Source organism: Micromonospora narathiwatensis (assembly GCF_900089605.1).
GTDB lineage: Bacteria > Actinomycetota > Actinomycetes > Mycobacteriales > Micromonosporaceae > Micromonospora > Micromonospora narathiwatensis.
On record NZ_LT594324.1, the window covers coordinates 301,022 to 316,172 of the forward strand.

Consider the following 15,151-nt stretch of genomic DNA (forward strand, 5'->3'; position numbering starts at 1 on the left):
ACCCACGAAACAGGGAGAACATGGCGCTCGACCAGGAAGCCAAGGCCAAGATCCGCGCGGAGTACGCGACCGCCGAGGGCGACACCGGCTCGCCCGAGGTGCAGGTCGCGGTCCTCACCAAGCGGATCGCCGAGCTCACCGAGCACCTGAAGGTGCACAAGCACGACCACCACAGCCGCCGCGGGCTGCTGCTGCTGGTCGGCCGTCGCCGTCGGCTGCTCAACTACGTCCAGAAGAAGGACATCAACCGCTACCGGTCGCTCATCGAGCGGCTCGGCCTGCGCCGGTGACCTGGCGGGGGAGTGGCCTGCGGCCACTCCCCCGCTCCGGTACCACTGAGAGAACCGGGCCACGCGACCACCCGAGAGGGAGCCGGTCGGCGCACCGGTCTCCGGTAGTGGCCCCCGGGCACCCCGGCATCCGCCGGTCACCCGGGCGCTTCGATCGAAGACCGGCCGTCTGAGCAGTTCCCCGCGTCGTGGGCCCCCGATGCGAAGGAGCATTGCCGCACCATGACCGAGAATCGACTCGGCACCGAATCCCGCACCGCCACGATCGACAACGGGTCCTTCGGCACCCGTGAGATCACCTTCTCCACCGGCCGGCTGGCCCGTCAGGCCGCCGGCTCCGTCACCGCCCAGCTCGGCGAGACGGTCGTCCTCTCCGCCACCACGGCCAGCAAGCAGCCGCGGGAGCAGTTCGACTTCTTCCCGCTGACCGTGGACGTCGAGGAGCGGATGTACGCCGCGGGCCGCATCCCCGGCTCGTTCTTCCGCCGCGAGGGCCGGCCCAGCGAGGACGCGATCCTCACCTGCCGGCTGATCGACCGGCCGCTGCGCCCGTCCTTCGTCAAGGGCCTGCGCAACGAGGTCCAGGTCGTCGAGACCGTCCTCGCGCTCGACCCGCAGCACCCGTACGACGTCGTGGCGATCAACGCCGCCTCGATGTCGACCAAGCTCTCCGGCCTGCCGTTCTCCGGCCCGATCGGGGCCACCCGGATGGCGCACGTCGACGGCCAGTGGGTCGCCTTCCCGACGTACGAAGAGCTGGAGCGGGCCACCTTCGACATGGTGGTGGCCGGCCGGGCCCTGCCGGACGGCGACGTCGCGATCATGATGGTCGAGGCCGAGGCCACCGAGCACACCGTGAAGCTGGTCGCCGGCGGGGCCACCGCCCCGACCGAGGAGGTCGTCGCCAGCGGCCTGGAGGCCGCCAAGCCGGCCATCCGGGAGCTGTGCCGGGCGCAGAGCGAGCTGGCCGAGGTGGCCGCCAAGCCGGTCGCCGAGTTCCCGATTTTCCTGGACTACCTGGACGACGCGTACGAGGCGGTCGCCGACGTGGCCCGCGCCGAGGTCGCCGAGGCCCTGAAGATCGCCGGCAAGCACGACCGCGAGGAGGCCCTCGACCGGGTCAAGGCCAAGGTCGTCGAGGAACTCGGCTCGCGCTTCGAGGGCCGGGAGAAGGAGCTGTCCGCCGCGTTCCGGTCGCTGACCAAGTCCGAGGTCCGCAGCCGGGTGCTGCGCGAGCAGGTCCGCATCGACGGCCGTGGCCCGCGCGACATCCGTCCGCTGACCGCCGAGGTCGGCGTGCTGCCCCGGGTGCACGGCTCGGCGCTCTTCGAGCGCGGCGAGACCCAGATCCTGGGCGTCACCACGCTGAACATGCTGCGCATGGAGCAGTCGCTGGACACCCTCTCCCCGGAGAAGTCCAAGCGCTACATGCACAACTACAACTTCCCGCCGTACTCCACCGGCGAGACCGGCCGGGTCGGTTCGCCGAAGCGGCGCGAGATCGGCCACGGTGCGCTCGCGGAGCGGGCGCTCATCCCGGTGCTGCCGTCGCGCGAGGAGTTCCCGTACGCGATCCGGCAGGTCTCCGAGGCGCTCGGCTCCAACGGCTCCACCTCGATGGGTTCGGTCTGCGCCTCGACGCTGGGCCTGCTGTCGGCCGGTGTGCCGCTGAAGGCCCCGGTGGCCGGCATCGCCATGGGCCTCATCTCCGACGAGGTCGAGGGCAAGACCCAGTACGTGACGCTGACCGACATCCTCGGCGCCGAGGACGCGTTCGGCGACATGGACTTCAAGGTCGCCGGCACCCGGGAGTTCGTCACCGCGCTCCAGCTCGACACCAAGCTCGACGGCATCCCGTCGGACGTGCTGGCCGCCGCGCTCCAGCAGGCGCACGAGGCCCGGCAGACCATCCTCGACGTGATGCAGTCGGCGATCGAGGCCCCGGCCGCGATGAGCGACTACGCGCCGCGGGTCACCACCGTCAAGATCCCGGTCGACAAGATCGGCATGGTGATCGGCCCGAAGGGCCAGACCATCAACGCCATCCAGGACGAGACCGGCGCCGAGATCTCCATCGAGGACGACGGCACCATCTACGTCGGCGCGACCAACGGCCCCTCGGCCCAGGCCGCGGTCGAGCGGATCAACGCGATCGCCAACCCGACCCTGCCGAAGGTCGGCGACCGGTTCCTCGGCACCGTGGTGAAGACCGCCGCGTTCGGCGCCTTCATCTCGCTGCTCCCGGGCCGCGACGGCCTGCTGCACATCTCCAAGGTGGGCGACGGCAAGCGGGTCGAGAAGGTCGAGGACTTCCTCAACGTCGGCGACAAGGTCGAGGTGGAGATCGCCGACATCGACCAGCGCGGCAAGATCTACCTGGACAAGGTCCGCCCGGAGGGCGCCGAGGCGCCGGCCGCCGGTGAGGCTGCCGGTGACGAGCGTCCGGCCGGCCGGGACCGCGGCGACCGTGGCCCGCGTGACCGGGGCGACCGGGACCGCGGCGAGCGCGGCGGCCGGGGCCCGGAGCGGGGCGAGGGTGGCGAGGGCGGCGGCGACTCCCGCCCGCGTCGCCGGACCCGGCACAGCTGATCCACCCCGGCCGGGGCGACGCCGATGGACGTCGCCCCGGCCGGCGGCAACTCCGGCGGCGACGCGCCGTGATCCGGAGCGGTCGTCGGCGGCTCCGGCGTCGGCGCACCGTGACCGGGAGCCGTCGGCCGTGACCATCGCACCACCCACCCCTCGTCGAACTGGAAGCAGGTTTCCGTGAGTCGGACCCGGCGTGCGTCTTCTCCTGCGGGCCGACGGGGGGTGGCGCCGCCCGGTGCCGTCCGGCACGCCGCCGGGGGCACCCGGTCCGCGGGCGGCACGACCCGCGCGGTCACCCGTACGCTCAGCGACGACCCGCTGGGCGGGACCGTACGCCGCACCGTGCTGCCCAGCGGGCTGCGGGTGCTCACCGAGGCGATCCCGGCGATGCGCAGCGTCTCGTTCGGCATCTGGGTGGCCGTCGGCTCCCGCGACGAGACGGGTCCGCAGGGCGGGGCCGCGCACTTCCTGGAGCACCTGCTCTTCAAGGGCACCCAGAAGCGCAGCGCGCTGGACATCTCCTCGGCGATCGAGGCGGTGGGCGGCGAGACCAACGCCTTCACCACCAAGGAATACACCTGCTACTACGCCCGCGTGCTGGACGAGGACCTGCCGCTGGCCATCGACGTCATGTGTGACCTGGTCGCCGACTCGGTGCTCTACGACGCCGACGTGGAGACCGAGCGTGGCGTGATCCTCGAAGAGATCGCCATGCACGACGACGAGCCGGGCGACGAGGTGCACGACCTGTTCGCCCGTGCCGTCTACGGCGACCACCCCCTCGGCCGGCTGATCTCCGGCACCGAGGAGACGGTCACCCCGATGACCCGCCGGCAGATCCAGAGCTTCTACCGCCGCCGGTACACCCCGCCGCAGATCGTCATCGCCGCCGCCGGCAACCTCGACCACGCCGCCGTGGTCAAGCTGGTCCGGCAGGCGCTGCGCGGCACCCCGCTGGACGCCGACCCGGCGGTGCCGGCCCCGCGCCGCCCGGCCGCCCCGGCGGTACGCACCAGGCCGGCCACCACCCTGGTCGAGCCGAAGGAGACCGAGCAGGCGCACGTGATCCTCGGCTGCCCCGGCATCGACCGCACCGACGAGCGGCGCTTCGCCCTCGGGGTGCTCAACAACGTCCTCGGCGGTGGCATGTCGAGCCGGCTGTTCCAGGAGATCCGCGAGCGGCGTGGCCTGGCGTACTCGGTCTACTCGTACGCCGGCCAGTACGCCGACAGCGGGCTGTTCGCCGTCTACGCCGGCTGCGCGCCGGGCAAGGTGGACGAGGTGCTGGAGCTGACCCGGGCGGAGCTGCGTCGGGTGGCCGCCGAGGGGATCACCGAGGCCGAGCTGGCCCGGGGCAAGGGGATGAGCAAGGGCTCGTTCGTCCTCGGCCTGGAGGACACCGGGTCCCGGATGAGCCGGTTGGCCAAGGGTGAGCTGCTCTACGGCGACCTGATGCCGGTGGACGAGTTGCTCGCCCGGGTCGACGCGGTGACGCTGGACGACGTGAACGGCCTCGCCGCCGAACTGCTCGGCGGGCCGATGTCCCTCGCGGTCGTCGGCCCCTTCGAGGAGTCCGCCTTCTCGGCCTGACCCACCCCGTCCGCTGTCCCCTGGTCTCGTGGCCGCTGGCGGCCGCCCCCGGCTCGTGGGATGCCGTCGGTCCCGCGGGATGGCCCCGTCCCGATTGGGATAGGTTGTGCCCCGTGACTGACGAGCAGGAGACGAGCCCGGCCGAGGCGATCCGGGTCGGCGTGCTGGGTGCCCGCGGCCGGATGGGTGTGGAGGTCTGCAAGGCGGTCGACGCGGCCGCCGACATGGATCTGGTGGCGATGGTCGACCAGGGGGACGGGCTGTTCGCCGCCTCCGACGCCGGCGCCGAGGTGGTCGTCGACTTCACCACTCCCGACGTCGTCATGGACAACCTGCACTGGTGCATCGACCAGGGCATCAACGCGGTGGTGGGCACCACCGGCTTCACCGAGCAGCGCCTCGACCGGGTGCGTGGCTGGCTGGCGCGCAAGCCGGGGGTGGGCGTGGTGATCGCCCCCAACTTCGGCATCGGCGCGGTGCTGATGATGCAGTTCGCCGCCCGCGCGGCCCGGCACTTCGAGTCGGTCGAGATCGTCGAGCAGCACCACCCGCGCAAGCTGGACGCGCCCAGCGGCACCGCCACGCACACCGCTCGGCTGATCGCCCGGGCCCGCGCCGAGGCCGGTCTCGGCTCCGCGCCGGACGCCACCCGGGACGAGGTGCCGGGTGCCCGGGGCGCCGACATCGACGGCGTACGCGTGCACGCGGTCCGCGCCACCGGCCTGGTCGCCCACCAGGAGGTGCTGTTCGGCACCACCGGTGAGACGCTGACCATCCGGCACGACTCGTACGACCGGGCCTCGTTCATGCCGGGCGTGCTGCTCGCCGTGCGCGAGGTGCGCAACCGCCCGGGTCTCACCGTCGGCCTGGACGCCCTGCTCGACTGAATCTTCTCGGCCGCCGCTGCGGTTGACCTACCGCGTGGCGTGGGGAACTGCGTCGCCCGCTGTCCGGCGCGGGCCTAGGGTTGCCTACATGATCGATTCTGCGCTGCACGACCGCGCCGGTCGCCGGGTGACCCTGCGGCCGGTCGACGACGACAACTGGCGGGCCGTGGCGGACGTGGCGCCCCGTGACGACCAGCGGGCCTGGGTGGCCGCCCTGGCCGCCCGCTACCTGGTGCTGACCATGCGCTCGGACGTCTGGACCTCGCTGGCCGTGTACGCGGACGAGACGGTGGTCGGGCACGTCATGTGGGGCGTGGACGACGACGGTTCCCGCTGGATCGGCGGCATGGTGATCGACGCCGCCGAGCAGGACCGGGGCGTCGGTCGGGCCGCCGTGCGTACCCTCGCCGACTGGCTCGCCACCCAGGGCGGCCCGATCCGGCTCAGCTACCACCCCGACAACGTCCCGGCCGCCGCCCTCTACACCTCGCTGGGCTTCCAGCCCACCGGCGCGATGGAGGACGACGAACTCGTCGCCGAGCTAACCCCCGCCTGAGCACCCTCTCCCGCCCGTCCCACCCGCGGTGATCACGAAGTTGTGGCGGCCGGCAGCGGCGTGTCGGAACAACAACTTCATGATCAACCGCGCCGGGCGGGACGGGCGGGCGGCGGTCAGGAGGTGGCGGCGGGGGTCTCGGTGGGCGTGCGGGGGGTGGGGATGCGGGGAGTGGTCGTCAGCGTGAGGCCGGCGGGAAGGTCGGTGACCGTGGGGTGGCCGCTGCGGTCGACGTCCACGGTGACCGGGGCGCCGGCGATCCGCAGTCCGCTGGCGGCGAGCGCGCCCAGCTCCGGGCCGGCCAGCGGGCGTACCTCCACCCGGCCACCGGGCACGTCCGGGTAGAGGCCGACGCCGGCCTGGAGCAGCGCCACCGCGGCCGCCGCCGACCACGCCTGCGGCCGGCACGCCGCCGGGTACTCCACCGGACGGCCGAGCAACGCCCGATCGTCGCCGCCGTACAGCTCGGGGAGGCGGTAGTCGAACGCCTCGGCGGCGCCGAGCAGGCCGTCGGCGAGGCGCAGCGCGGCGTCGGCGAAGCCGGCCCGGGCCAGCCCGCCCAGGACGATCGCGGTGTCGTGCGCCCAGATCGACCCGCAGTGGTACGACAGCGGGCTGAACCCGCCGTCGTCGGTGGACATGGTGCGCAGCCCGAACCCGCCCGCGAGGGCCTCGGTGGACAGCAGCGCCGCGACCTGTGCCGACTCGCTGTCCGACAGCAGCCCGGTGCCGAGCAGGTGGCCGATGTTGCTGGTCAGCGAGTCGACCGGGCGCTTGTCCCGGTCGAGCGCGAGCGCGGGCTGCGGGCCGTACCGGCCGTCGACCCAGAACGCGGCCCGGAACCGGCGGGCGAGCTGGTCGGCGTGCTCCCGCCAGCGGTCGGCGCCGGGGCGCTGGAAGGCGTCGAGCAGGGCGGCCCCGTTCACCGCCGCCTCGTACGCGTACCCCTGCACCTCGGACAGCACGATGGGCGACTGGGCCAGCCGGCCGTCGCGGAACCGGATCGAGTCGCCGGAGTCCTTCCAGCCCTGGTTGGCCAGGCCCCGGCCGGTGGTGTCGACGTACTCGACGAAGCCGTCGCCGTCGGCGTCGGCGTGCTCGCCGAGCCAGCGCAGCGCCGCCTCCAGGTGCGGGAGCAGGGGCTCGACCTGGTCGGCCGGCAGACCCCAGCGCCAGGCGTCGTGCAGCAGGTTGACCCAGAGCATGGTGGCGTCGACCGTGCCGTAGTACGCGGGCGGCAGCCGCAGCTCGTGGGCCGGCAGGGCGAACTCGTGCCGGCGCAGCTCGTGCAGGATCTTGCCGGGTGCCTCGCCGGTGGCCGGGTCGAGCCGGGTGCCCTGCCGACGGGCGAGGACCCGCAGCGTTCCGGCGGCCAGCTCGGTGCCGAGCGGCAGCATCATCCGGGCGGCCCAGAGGCTGTCCCGGCCGAACAGGGTGAGGAACCAGGGCACGCCGGCGCCGAGGAAGACGTCCCCGGGGTGCGCGGGGTCGGTCAGCCGCAGCCCGCGCAGGTCGGCCAGGGAGCGGTCGAGCAGCCGGACCAGGCGGCGGTCGTCGGCGCGGACCTCCGGTACGGACCAGTCCGGGTCGGCCGGTGGGGCGGCCACCACCGCCTTCGGGTCGGTGACGGTGAGCCGCCAGCGCAGCGTGACGGACCCGCCGGGGGGCAGCTCGACCGACCAACTGAGCCGGGGCGCGACGGCCCGGTCGCCGGCGGCGTCCACGGTGGCCGCCTCGCCGGTCACCGTCACGACGAGGCCCTCGGCGGCCCACTCGACCCGGCCGGGCTCGCCGGCCTTCGCCTCCAGCGGTGATCCGTTGCCGCCGGACTTGACCAGCTCGATCGGGGCGAGATCGCAGCCGAGGTCGACGCTGACCGTGGCCCGGACCGGTACGGCGGCGGTGGACGCGACGAGCAGTTCCTCGGTGAGGCCGGACGGGCCGGCCTGCCGGGTCCGGTCGATCCGGACGGTGGGGTCGGCTCCGGGGTCGCCGAGCCAGCGGGCCAGGGTGACGAAGCGGGCCCCGTGCGGACCGGCGGCGCCCCGGGTCACCGCCTCCGGCTCCCGGTCGTCGACGCGCAGCTCGGCCCGGGACAGCACCCGGGCGTCGGCGTGGAAGACGCCCTGGACGCCGCTGGGCCGGATCTGACCTGCCGTGTCGCCCAGCGCGCTGGTCGGGGCGTGCACCACCCCGACCAGGTCGTGCAGCAGCGGTTGGAGGTGGCGTTCGGACACGTGGAACTCCTGGTGCTGATCGGTGACCGGGGACGTCTTGACAGAAGCCATCGGCCGGGTGCAAAGTGCGAAACATTCCAGAAACTTGAACGATCTAATCCTGCCGCATCGGAGTTGGATCGTTCAAGGTGGCGAGAGGGATTTCGTGGCTGAAAAGGTGACCATCGCAACGGTGGCCCGGCATGCCCAGGTGAGCCGGCAGACGGTCTCCAACGTGCTCAACGCGCCGCACATCGTCCGCGAGGAAACCCGCCGGCGGGTGCAGGAGGCGATCGCCACCCTCGGCTACCGCGCCAACCAGGCCGCCCGGCAGATGCGGACCGGGCGCTCCCGACTCATCGCGGTCCGCATCGAGCCCACCCGGGACGGGATCAACGGCTCGGTGCTCGACCGGTTCCTGCACGGCCTCACCGAGACCGCCGACGCCGCCGGCTACCGGGTCCTGCTCTACACCGCCACCGGCGACGACCACGAGATCTCCACGTACGACGACCTGCTCGGCGCGTACGACCTGGACGGGTTCGTGCTCACCGGCACCGACCACGGCGATCCGCGTACCGCCTGGCTGGCCGAGCGGGGGGTGCCGTTCGTCACCTTCGGCCGCCCCTGGGACGCCCCGGACGCCCACCCCTGGATCGACGTCGACGGTGCCGCCGGCACCGCGCAGGCCACCCGTCGACTCCTCGACACCGGCCACCGCCGGATCGCGTTCATCGGCTGGCCGGAAGGCTCCGGCGTCGGCGACGACCGGCACGCCGGCTGGCGTACCGCGATGGCGGCGGCCGGCCTCGACGGCGGCGCGCCGCGCCGCGCGACCGAGGACGGCATCGCCCAGGGGGAGCGGGAGATGCGCGAGCTGCTCGCCGCCGACGAACCGCCGACTGCGGTGGTCTGCGTCAGCGACTCCCTCGCCCTCGGCGCCCTGCGGGCCGTCCGCGACACGGCGGTGCCGGTCGCGGTCACCGGTTTCGACGACACCCCGGTGGCCGCCGCGATCGGGCTGACCAGCGTCAGCCAGCCGCTGGCGGCCGCCGCGGCCTGCTGCGTCGAGCTGCTCACCGGCCTGCTCGACGGCCAGCCCACCGACCCTCATGTGTTGCTCAGTCCCACGCTCGTGCTCCGGCACACCGCGTGATCACATCCCCACCAGGAGAGTCAGATGACACCTCGAATCCTCACCCGGGCAACGGTGGCCGGCCTCGCCGCCGCCGCCCTCTTCGGCTCCGCCGCCTGCGGCAGCGGCTTCGACGACTCCGGCAAGGACGCCAAGCAGTCCAGCGGCCCGGCCAACCTCCAGATCATGATCGGCTCCTCGGGTGACGCCGAGACCAAGGCGGTGCAGGACGCCGCCGCCAAGTGGGCCTCCGCCTCCGGCAACACCGCGACCGTCACCCCGGCCCAGGACCTCACCCAGCAGCTCGGCCAGGCGCTCGCCGGCGGCACCCCGCCGGACGTCTTCTACGTCGACGCGACCCGGTTCGCCGACTACGCCAGCGTCGGCGCGCTGGAGCCGTACGGCGACAAGGTCAGCAACAAGGACGACTTCTACGAGAGCCTGCGCAACACGTTCACCTACGACGGCAAGCTCTACTGCGCGCCGAAGGACTTCTCCACCCTCGCCCTTGAGATCAACACCGACCTGTGGGCGAAGGCCGGCCTGACCGACGCGGACGTGCCGACCAACTGGGACCAGCTCACCGCCGCCAGCCAGAAGATCAAGGCGAAGGGCATGGTGGCGCTCGCCCTCGGCGACACCCGGGACCGGATCGGCGCCTTCATGGTGGAGAACGGCGGCTGGCTGATGAGCAAGGACGGCAAGCAGCCCACCGCGGACACCCCGGAGAACGTCCAGGCCCTCGAGTACGTGAAGTCCCTGCTCACCAACGGCTACGCGAAGTTCCCGAAGCAGCTCGACGCCGGCTGGTCCGGTGAGGCGTTCGGCAAGGGCAAGGCCGTGATGACCATCGAGGGCAACTGGATCAAGGGCGCCCTGCAGAACGACTTCCCGAAGGTGAAGTACCAGGTCGTCCCGCTGCCGGCCGGCCCGAAGGGGCAGGGCACCCTCTCCTTCACCCAGTGCTGGGGCATCGCGGCCAAGTCGAAGTACAAGGAGCAGGCCATCAAGTTCGTCGAGGCGATGACCGCCGGCGACCAGCAGATCGCCTTCGCCAAGGCGTTCGGCGTGATGCCGTCCCGGCAGTCCGTCCGCGACCAGTACACCAGCGAGTTCCCGGCGGACAAGCCGTTCATCGAGGGCGCCGCGTACGCCCAGGGCCCGGTGAACGCCCCGAAGATGGACAGCGTCCTGCGTGACCTGGAGGCCGGCCTGCAGGGCCTGGCCGCCGGCGACCCGAAGACGATCCTGAGCAACTTCGACAAGAACGCCAAGGCGGCGCTCGGCGGCTGAGCATGACCGGAGGGGCCCGCGCCGCGGGCCCCTCCGCGTCGGCTCCCACCCAAAGGAGGAGGGGGAGATGGCAACGGAGGCGCTCGCCGCCCCGGCCACCACGCCGGACGGCCCGCCGCGCCGTCGTCGCGGCCGCATCCGGGGCAACGAGACCGCCGCCGGCTGGCTGTTCGTCGCGCCGGTGATCGTGATCCTCGGGCTCTTCCTGCTGCTGCCGATCCTGATGGCGCTCTGGGTGAGCCTCACCGACTGGAACGGCCAGGGCAGCCCGTTCACCAGCGACGTGCCGTTCGTTGGCGGCAAGAACTACACCCGGCTGTTCACCGAGGACGGGCTGGCCCGCCGGGACTTCATGACCAGCATCCGCAACAACCTGTACTACGTCGCGATCGTGGTGCCGGTGCAGACCGTGCTCGCCCTCGGCCTCGCGCTGATCGTGAACAACCGGATGCTCAAGGGGAAGGGCTTCTTCCGCAGCGCCTTCTACTTCCCCTCGGTCACCAGCTCGGTGGCGATCAGCGTGGTGTTCCTGTTCCTGTTCGCCAACTCCGGCGCGGTCAACAACCTGCTCCGCCTGTTCGGCATCGACGGGCCGGAGTGGTTCGCCGACTCCCGCGGTGTGCTGCACCTGCTGCTCGGCGCCGTCGGGGTGGACTCCCCGCCCGGCGCGCTCACCTCCGGCGGCCCGCTGGGGCTGACCTGGTGGGACTGGCTCTCCGGGCCGAGCGTCGCCATGGTCTCGCTCATCAGCCTGGTGATCTGGACCACCTCGGGCACCTTCATGCTGATGTTCCTCGCCGCGCTGCAGAACGTGCCGGAGGCGCTGGACGAGGCCAGCACCCTCGACGGGGCGAGCCGCTGGCAGCGGTTCCGCTACGTCACCCTGCCGTTGATCAAGCCGACCACCTTCCTGGTGCTCACCCTCGGCCTGATCGGCACCTGGCAGGTCTTCGACCAGGTGTACGTGATGAGCCAGGGCGACCCGGCCAAGACCACGCTCACCCCGGCCTACCTGTCGTACCGCACCGCGTTCCGGGACTTCGACTACGGCTCGGGAGCGGCGATCTCGTTCGTGCTGTTCCTGATCATCATCGTGTTCACCCTGTTCCAACGCTGGGTGATGGCCGATCGGGACGAGTCCCGGCGCGGCCGGTGGTGGCGGCGACGCGTACCGAAGGGATCCTGACATGGCCGTACTTACCGACCGGCCGGCGGCGCCCGTCGTGCGCCGAGCCGGCCGAGGGCCCCGCACCCTGGTCAACCGCATCCTGGGGTACGCGGTCCTGATCTGCTTCGGGTTGGTCTTCCTCTACCCGTTCGTCATCCAGCTCGGCAACTCGTTCAAGACCGAGCCGGACGCGGCGGCCAACCCGCTGTCGCCGATACCCGACCCGGTGACCCTCGCCGGCTTCGAGCGGATCTTCTCCGGCACCAACTTCCCGCTCTGGCTCGGCAACTCGCTACTGGTCACCGTGCTGGTCACCCTCGGCCGGGTCTTCTTCGACTCGCTCGCCGGCTACGCGCTGGCCCGGCTGCGCTTCCGGGGCCGGTCCGGGCTCTTCGCCGCGGTCGTCGCGGTGATGGCGGTGCCCGGCGTGGTGCTGCTGATCCCGAAGTTCCTGGTGCTCAAGCAGATCGGCCTCTACGACAGCTACGCGGGCCTGGTGGTGCCGCTGCTCGCGGACGCGGCCGGGGTGTTCATCATGAAGCAGTTCTTCGAGTCGATCCCGGTCAGCGTCGAGGAGGCGGCCCGGATCGACGGGGCGGGCGTCTTCCGCACCTACTGGTCGGTGGTGCTGCCGATGGCGAAACCCGCGCTGGTCACGCTGACCATCCTGTCGTTCCAGGGCTCCTGGAACGAGTTCCCGCACAGCCTGGTCTCGGTCCAGGACCCGCACCTGTTCACCCTGCCCCGAGGGCTGGCCGACCTGGTCAGCGGCTCGCTCGGCAAGGGCACCCAGTACCCGCTCAAGCTCGGCGCGGCCCTGCTGGCGACCATCCCCGTAGCGGTCCTCTTCGCGATCTTCCAGCGCTACTTCGTCCGCAGCCCCAACGACGCCGCCGAAAAGGGCTGACCCACCCCCTTCTCCTTCCCTCGCGATCTTGCAATTGCGGTCGGCGTCAAGCGGCTTATGCCTGACTTGCCCCGACAGTAAGTGCAAGATCGCGAGGGTCAGGACGGGTCGGCGGTGGGTGGGACGGCGACGTGTAGGCGGAGTTGGGGGATCAGCATGTCGTCGACGTCCAGGGCGCGGGCGGCGCCGTCGGGCTCCCAGCCGGTCGAGGCGAGGAACTTCCGGGTCGCCGCGTCCCCGTCGAACGCCCACGCCACCGCACGGCTGAGGCCGTCGACACGCCAGTGGTCGACGGCGGCGGCGAGCAGCCGGCTGCCGTGCCCGCGCCGGCCCCAGCGCGGCTCGACCAGCAGGTCGGTGACCGCGGCCACCCCGTCGCCGAGCGCGTCGGCCGGCTCGCCCGGCGCGAGCGCCTCGGCGTCGGCCGGACCGGCCGCCACGAACCCCACCAGATACGATTGCTCGGCCTGTTCGACGGCGACCAGCACGTGGTGCGCGCCCGAGGGCGGCTCCTGCACCGCCGCACTCCACCGCCGGGCGAGGTACGCCTCGTCCAGGTTGTCGAGCACGTGTCGGGGCAGGATCCGGCGATACGCGACCCGCCAGGTCGCGAGCTGGATGCGTGCGATCTCGTCGGCGTCCTCCGGACGCGCCGGGCGGACGTAGCCTGCAGCCATGGCACGTGAGCCTACGCAGGGCCAGGGAGGCGACGGTGGCGCAGGGTGCCAGGCGGACGACCGGGCAGGTCGTCGCCGTCGTGCTGCTCGCCGTCGCGGTGGCCGCCTTCCTGTCGGTCGCGGCCGAGCGGCACGGCTTCTTCGACCTCAGGGTCTACTACGGCGCGCTGAACTGGTGGGTGCACGACGGCGGGGAGATCTACGACTTCCTCAAGGCCGGCACCCAGTACGGCTTCACCTATCCGCCGTTCGCCGCGCTGGTCATGCTGCCCATGGCGTACCTGTCGTGGCACGCGGCGATCACCGTGAGCGTGATCGCCACCGTGCTGGCCAGCACCGTGGTCATCTGGTGGCTGGTCGACCCGATCGCCCGCCGCTGCGGCTGGACCCGCTGGTTCGCCCTCGCCGTGGCGCTCTGCCTGGCCGCCGCGTACGAGCCGATGCGCGAGACGGTCAACTTCGGCCAGGTCAACATGCTGCTGCTGTTCCTGGTGGCGGCGGACCTGCTGCGGCTGCTGCCGGCGCGCAGCCGGTGGGCCGGGCTGGGCATCGGGCTGGCCACCGCGATCAAGCTGACTCCGGGCATCTTCATCATCTACCTGCTGGTCACCGGGCGCTGGCGGGCCGCGTTCACCGCGATGGGCGTGGCGGCCGGGGCCACCGTGCTCGCCGGTGCGCTCTTCCCCGACGCCTCCCGCGAGTTCTGGACCTCGGCGCTGTGGAACACCGACCGGGTGGGTGAGCTGGCGTTCATCTCCAACCAGTCGTTGCGCGGGATGCTCGCCCGGCTGGACCCGGCGCACCCGAGCACGGTCGCCTGGCTGGGGCTGGTGCTCGCCACCCTGGCCGTCTGGGTGTGGCGCTCCCGCGCCGCGGCGGGCGTCGGCGACGAGGTCACCGGCCTGGCCCTGACCGGCGTCACCATGTGCCTGATCAGCCCGGTGACCTGGGTGCACCACCTGGTCTGGCTGCTGCCCGCGCTGATCCTGCTGGTCGACAACGGCATGGCGGCCCCCGCGCGCGGCCGTCGGCGGGCGCTCCTGCTGGCCGCCGCGACCATCGGGTACGGGTTCCTGAGCAGCCGGATCGTCTGGTCGTGGGACGAGAACTTCGGCGGGATCGGCGGGTTCCTGGGCAGCAACACGTACGTCTGGATCAGCCTGGCGCTGCTGCTCGGCCTGCCGATCCGCCGCCCGGCCACGCCGACCCGTGGCACACCCGTCCAGCGGAGCGGGTCAGCCGTCGAGACGGGCGGTGTACCGCAGCTCCCGCAGCCGCACCGGGTCGCGCCCACCGGAGAGCGGCACCGGATAGCTGGACTCCTCGCCGTCCGGTGACAGCCCGGCCCGCTCGTAGAAGCGGCGGGCCCGGGCGTTCTCGGCGAGCACCCAGAGCCGGTACTCCGTCCAGCCCCGTTCGGCCAGGCCGGCCCGGGCCGCCGCGAACAGCTCCCGGCCGGTGCCGGTGCCCCAGAACGCCGGCTCGACGTACACCGCCACGATCTCGCCGTACCGGTCGTCGAGGTCGCCGCGGTCCTGGTTGTTCCGGTACGGCCCGAAGGTGGCGAACCCGGTGACCACCCCGTCGGCCTCGGCGAGCAGGGTGGCGAACGGGTGCTCCGGGTCGGCGGTGCCGAGGTCCCGGCGGCGCTGCGCCCAGGCGGCCGGGTTCAGCCGGCACAACACCTCGTCCGGCATGATCCCGGCGTACCCGGCCTGCCAGCCGCGTACGTGCACCCGGGCGATCGCCTCGGCGTCGTCCGGCTCCTCCCGGCGGATGGTGGGCACCCGTCCGTTCTACGCGCCGCCAGGCGGCGGGTCCAGCGTCCGCCGTCGTGTGTCAC

The 15,151-nt window shown here is 72.5% G+C and carries 13 protein-coding genes; 10 read left to right on the forward strand and 3 right to left on the reverse strand.

Features of this window, described 5'->3' with window-relative positions; all coding sequences use genetic code 11:
- Nucleotides 1-20 precede the first annotated feature (20 nt).
- The 5 genes from rpsO to GA0070621_RS01355 all read left to right on the forward strand — a co-directional run bounded on the left by rpsO (nt 21) and on the right by GA0070621_RS01355 (nt 5,912).
- Entirely contained in the window at nt 21-290 is a 270-nt protein-coding gene (rpsO, locus tag GA0070621_RS01335; RefSeq protein ID WP_043962418.1) for a 30S ribosomal protein S15, read from the forward strand.
- Nucleotides 291-512: 222 nt separating this feature from the next.
- Nucleotides 513-2,879: a polyribonucleotide nucleotidyltransferase gene (locus tag GA0070621_RS01340; RefSeq protein ID WP_091190771.1), complete on the forward strand. Its 2,367-nt coding sequence runs from the start codon at nt 513-515 to the stop codon at nt 2,877-2,879.
- Between the two features lie 222 nt (nt 2,880-3,101).
- Nucleotides 3,102-4,469 carry a M16 family metallopeptidase gene (locus GA0070621_RS01345; protein WP_167666488.1) on the forward strand — a complete coding sequence of 456 codons (1,368 nt, stop codon included), beginning with the start codon at nt 3,102-3,104 and terminating at the stop codon, nt 4,467-4,469.
- Nucleotides 4,470-4,582: 113 nt separating this feature from the next.
- Complete coding sequence (gene dapB, locus GA0070621_RS01350) at nt 4,583-5,356, forward strand: 4-hydroxy-tetrahydrodipicolinate reductase (RefSeq protein ID WP_091190777.1); 774 nt, start codon at nt 4,583-4,585, stop codon at nt 5,354-5,356.
- An 88-nt stretch (nt 5,357-5,444) separates the two neighbouring features.
- A complete protein-coding gene (locus GA0070621_RS01355; protein WP_091190780.1) occupies nt 5,445-5,912 on the forward strand; it encodes a GNAT family N-acetyltransferase in 468 nt (155 codons plus the stop codon).
- A gap of 116 nt (nt 5,913-6,028) precedes the next feature.
- On the opposite strand, the gene GA0070621_RS01360 is transcribed toward GA0070621_RS01355, so the two are convergent.
- Nucleotides 6,029-8,149, reverse strand: coding sequence for an amylo-alpha-1,6-glucosidase (locus GA0070621_RS01360; protein WP_091201853.1), 2,121 nt, complete (start codon nt 8,147-8,149; stop codon nt 6,029-6,031).
- Nucleotides 8,150-8,294: 145 nt separating this feature from the next.
- On the opposite strand from GA0070621_RS01360, the gene GA0070621_RS01365 reads away from it, so the two are divergent.
- The 4 genes from GA0070621_RS01365 to GA0070621_RS01380 all read left to right on the forward strand — a co-directional run bounded on the left by GA0070621_RS01365 (nt 8,295) and on the right by GA0070621_RS01380 (nt 12,631).
- Entirely contained in the window at nt 8,295-9,284 is a 990-nt protein-coding gene (locus tag GA0070621_RS01365) for a LacI family DNA-binding transcriptional regulator (protein ID WP_091190783.1), read from the forward strand.
- 24 nt (nt 9,285-9,308) lie between these two features.
- The gene (locus GA0070621_RS01370) at nt 9,309-10,556 is read left to right on the forward strand and encodes a sugar ABC transporter substrate-binding protein (RefSeq protein WP_091190787.1); all 1,248 of its coding nucleotides are present in this window, start codon (nt 9,309-9,311) and stop codon (nt 10,554-10,556) included.
- Nucleotides 10,557-10,623: 67 nt separating this feature from the next.
- On the forward strand, nt 10,624-11,742 hold the full coding sequence (locus tag GA0070621_RS01375; protein WP_091190792.1) for a carbohydrate ABC transporter permease: 1,119 nt from the start codon (nt 10,624-10,626) through the stop codon (nt 11,740-11,742).
- Nucleotide 11,743: 1 nt separating this feature from the next.
- Nucleotides 11,744-12,631, forward strand: coding sequence for a carbohydrate ABC transporter permease (locus GA0070621_RS01380; RefSeq protein ID WP_091190796.1), 888 nt, complete (start codon nt 11,744-11,746; stop codon nt 12,629-12,631).
- A 98-nt stretch (nt 12,632-12,729) separates the two neighbouring features.
- Here the strand turns inward: GA0070621_RS01380 and GA0070621_RS01385 are convergent, their stop codons facing one another.
- Nucleotides 12,730-13,308 carry a GNAT family N-acetyltransferase gene (locus GA0070621_RS01385; RefSeq protein WP_091190799.1) on the reverse strand — a complete coding sequence of 193 codons (579 nt, stop codon included), beginning with the start codon at nt 13,306-13,308 and terminating at the stop codon, nt 12,730-12,732.
- Between the two features lie 35 nt (nt 13,309-13,343).
- Here GA0070621_RS01385 and GA0070621_RS01390 point away from each other — a divergent pair, with 35 nt between their 5' ends.
- Nucleotides 13,344-14,645: a glycosyltransferase family 87 protein gene (locus GA0070621_RS01390; RefSeq protein ID WP_091190802.1), complete on the forward strand. Its 1,302-nt coding sequence runs from the start codon at nt 13,344-13,346 to the stop codon at nt 14,643-14,645.
- Here the strand turns inward: GA0070621_RS01390 and GA0070621_RS01395 are convergent.
- The gene (locus GA0070621_RS01395; protein WP_091190805.1) at nt 14,544-15,095 is read right to left on the reverse strand and encodes a GNAT family N-acetyltransferase; all 552 of its coding nucleotides are present in this window, start codon (nt 15,093-15,095) and stop codon (nt 14,544-14,546) included. The two genes, GA0070621_RS01390 and GA0070621_RS01395, sit on opposite strands and share 102 nt — an antisense overlap.
- Nucleotides 15,096-15,151 lie beyond the last annotated feature (56 nt).

Coding starts and splice junctions, on each gene's coding strand:
- GA0070621_RS01380 (WP_091190796.1), top strand. CDS start 11,744: ATGGCCGTACTTACCGACCGGCCGGCGGCGCCCGTCGTGCGCCGAGCC.
- GA0070621_RS01340 (WP_091190771.1), top strand. CDS start 513: ATGACCGAGAATCGACTCGGCACCGAATCCCGCACCGCCACGATCGAC.
- GA0070621_RS01370 (WP_091190787.1), top strand. CDS start 9,309: ATGACACCTCGAATCCTCACCCGGGCAACGGTGGCCGGCCTCGCCGCC.
- GA0070621_RS01375 (WP_091190792.1), top strand. CDS start 10,624: ATGGCAACGGAGGCGCTCGCCGCCCCGGCCACCACGCCGGACGGCCCG.
- GA0070621_RS01355 (WP_091190780.1), top strand. CDS start 5,445: ATGATCGATTCTGCGCTGCACGACCGCGCCGGTCGCCGGGTGACCCTG.
- GA0070621_RS01385 (WP_091190799.1), bottom strand. CDS start 13,308: ATGGCTGCAGGCTACGTCCGCCCGGCGCGTCCGGAGGACGCCGACGAG.
- rpsO (WP_043962418.1), top strand. CDS start 21: ATGGCGCTCGACCAGGAAGCCAAGGCCAAGATCCGCGCGGAGTACGCG.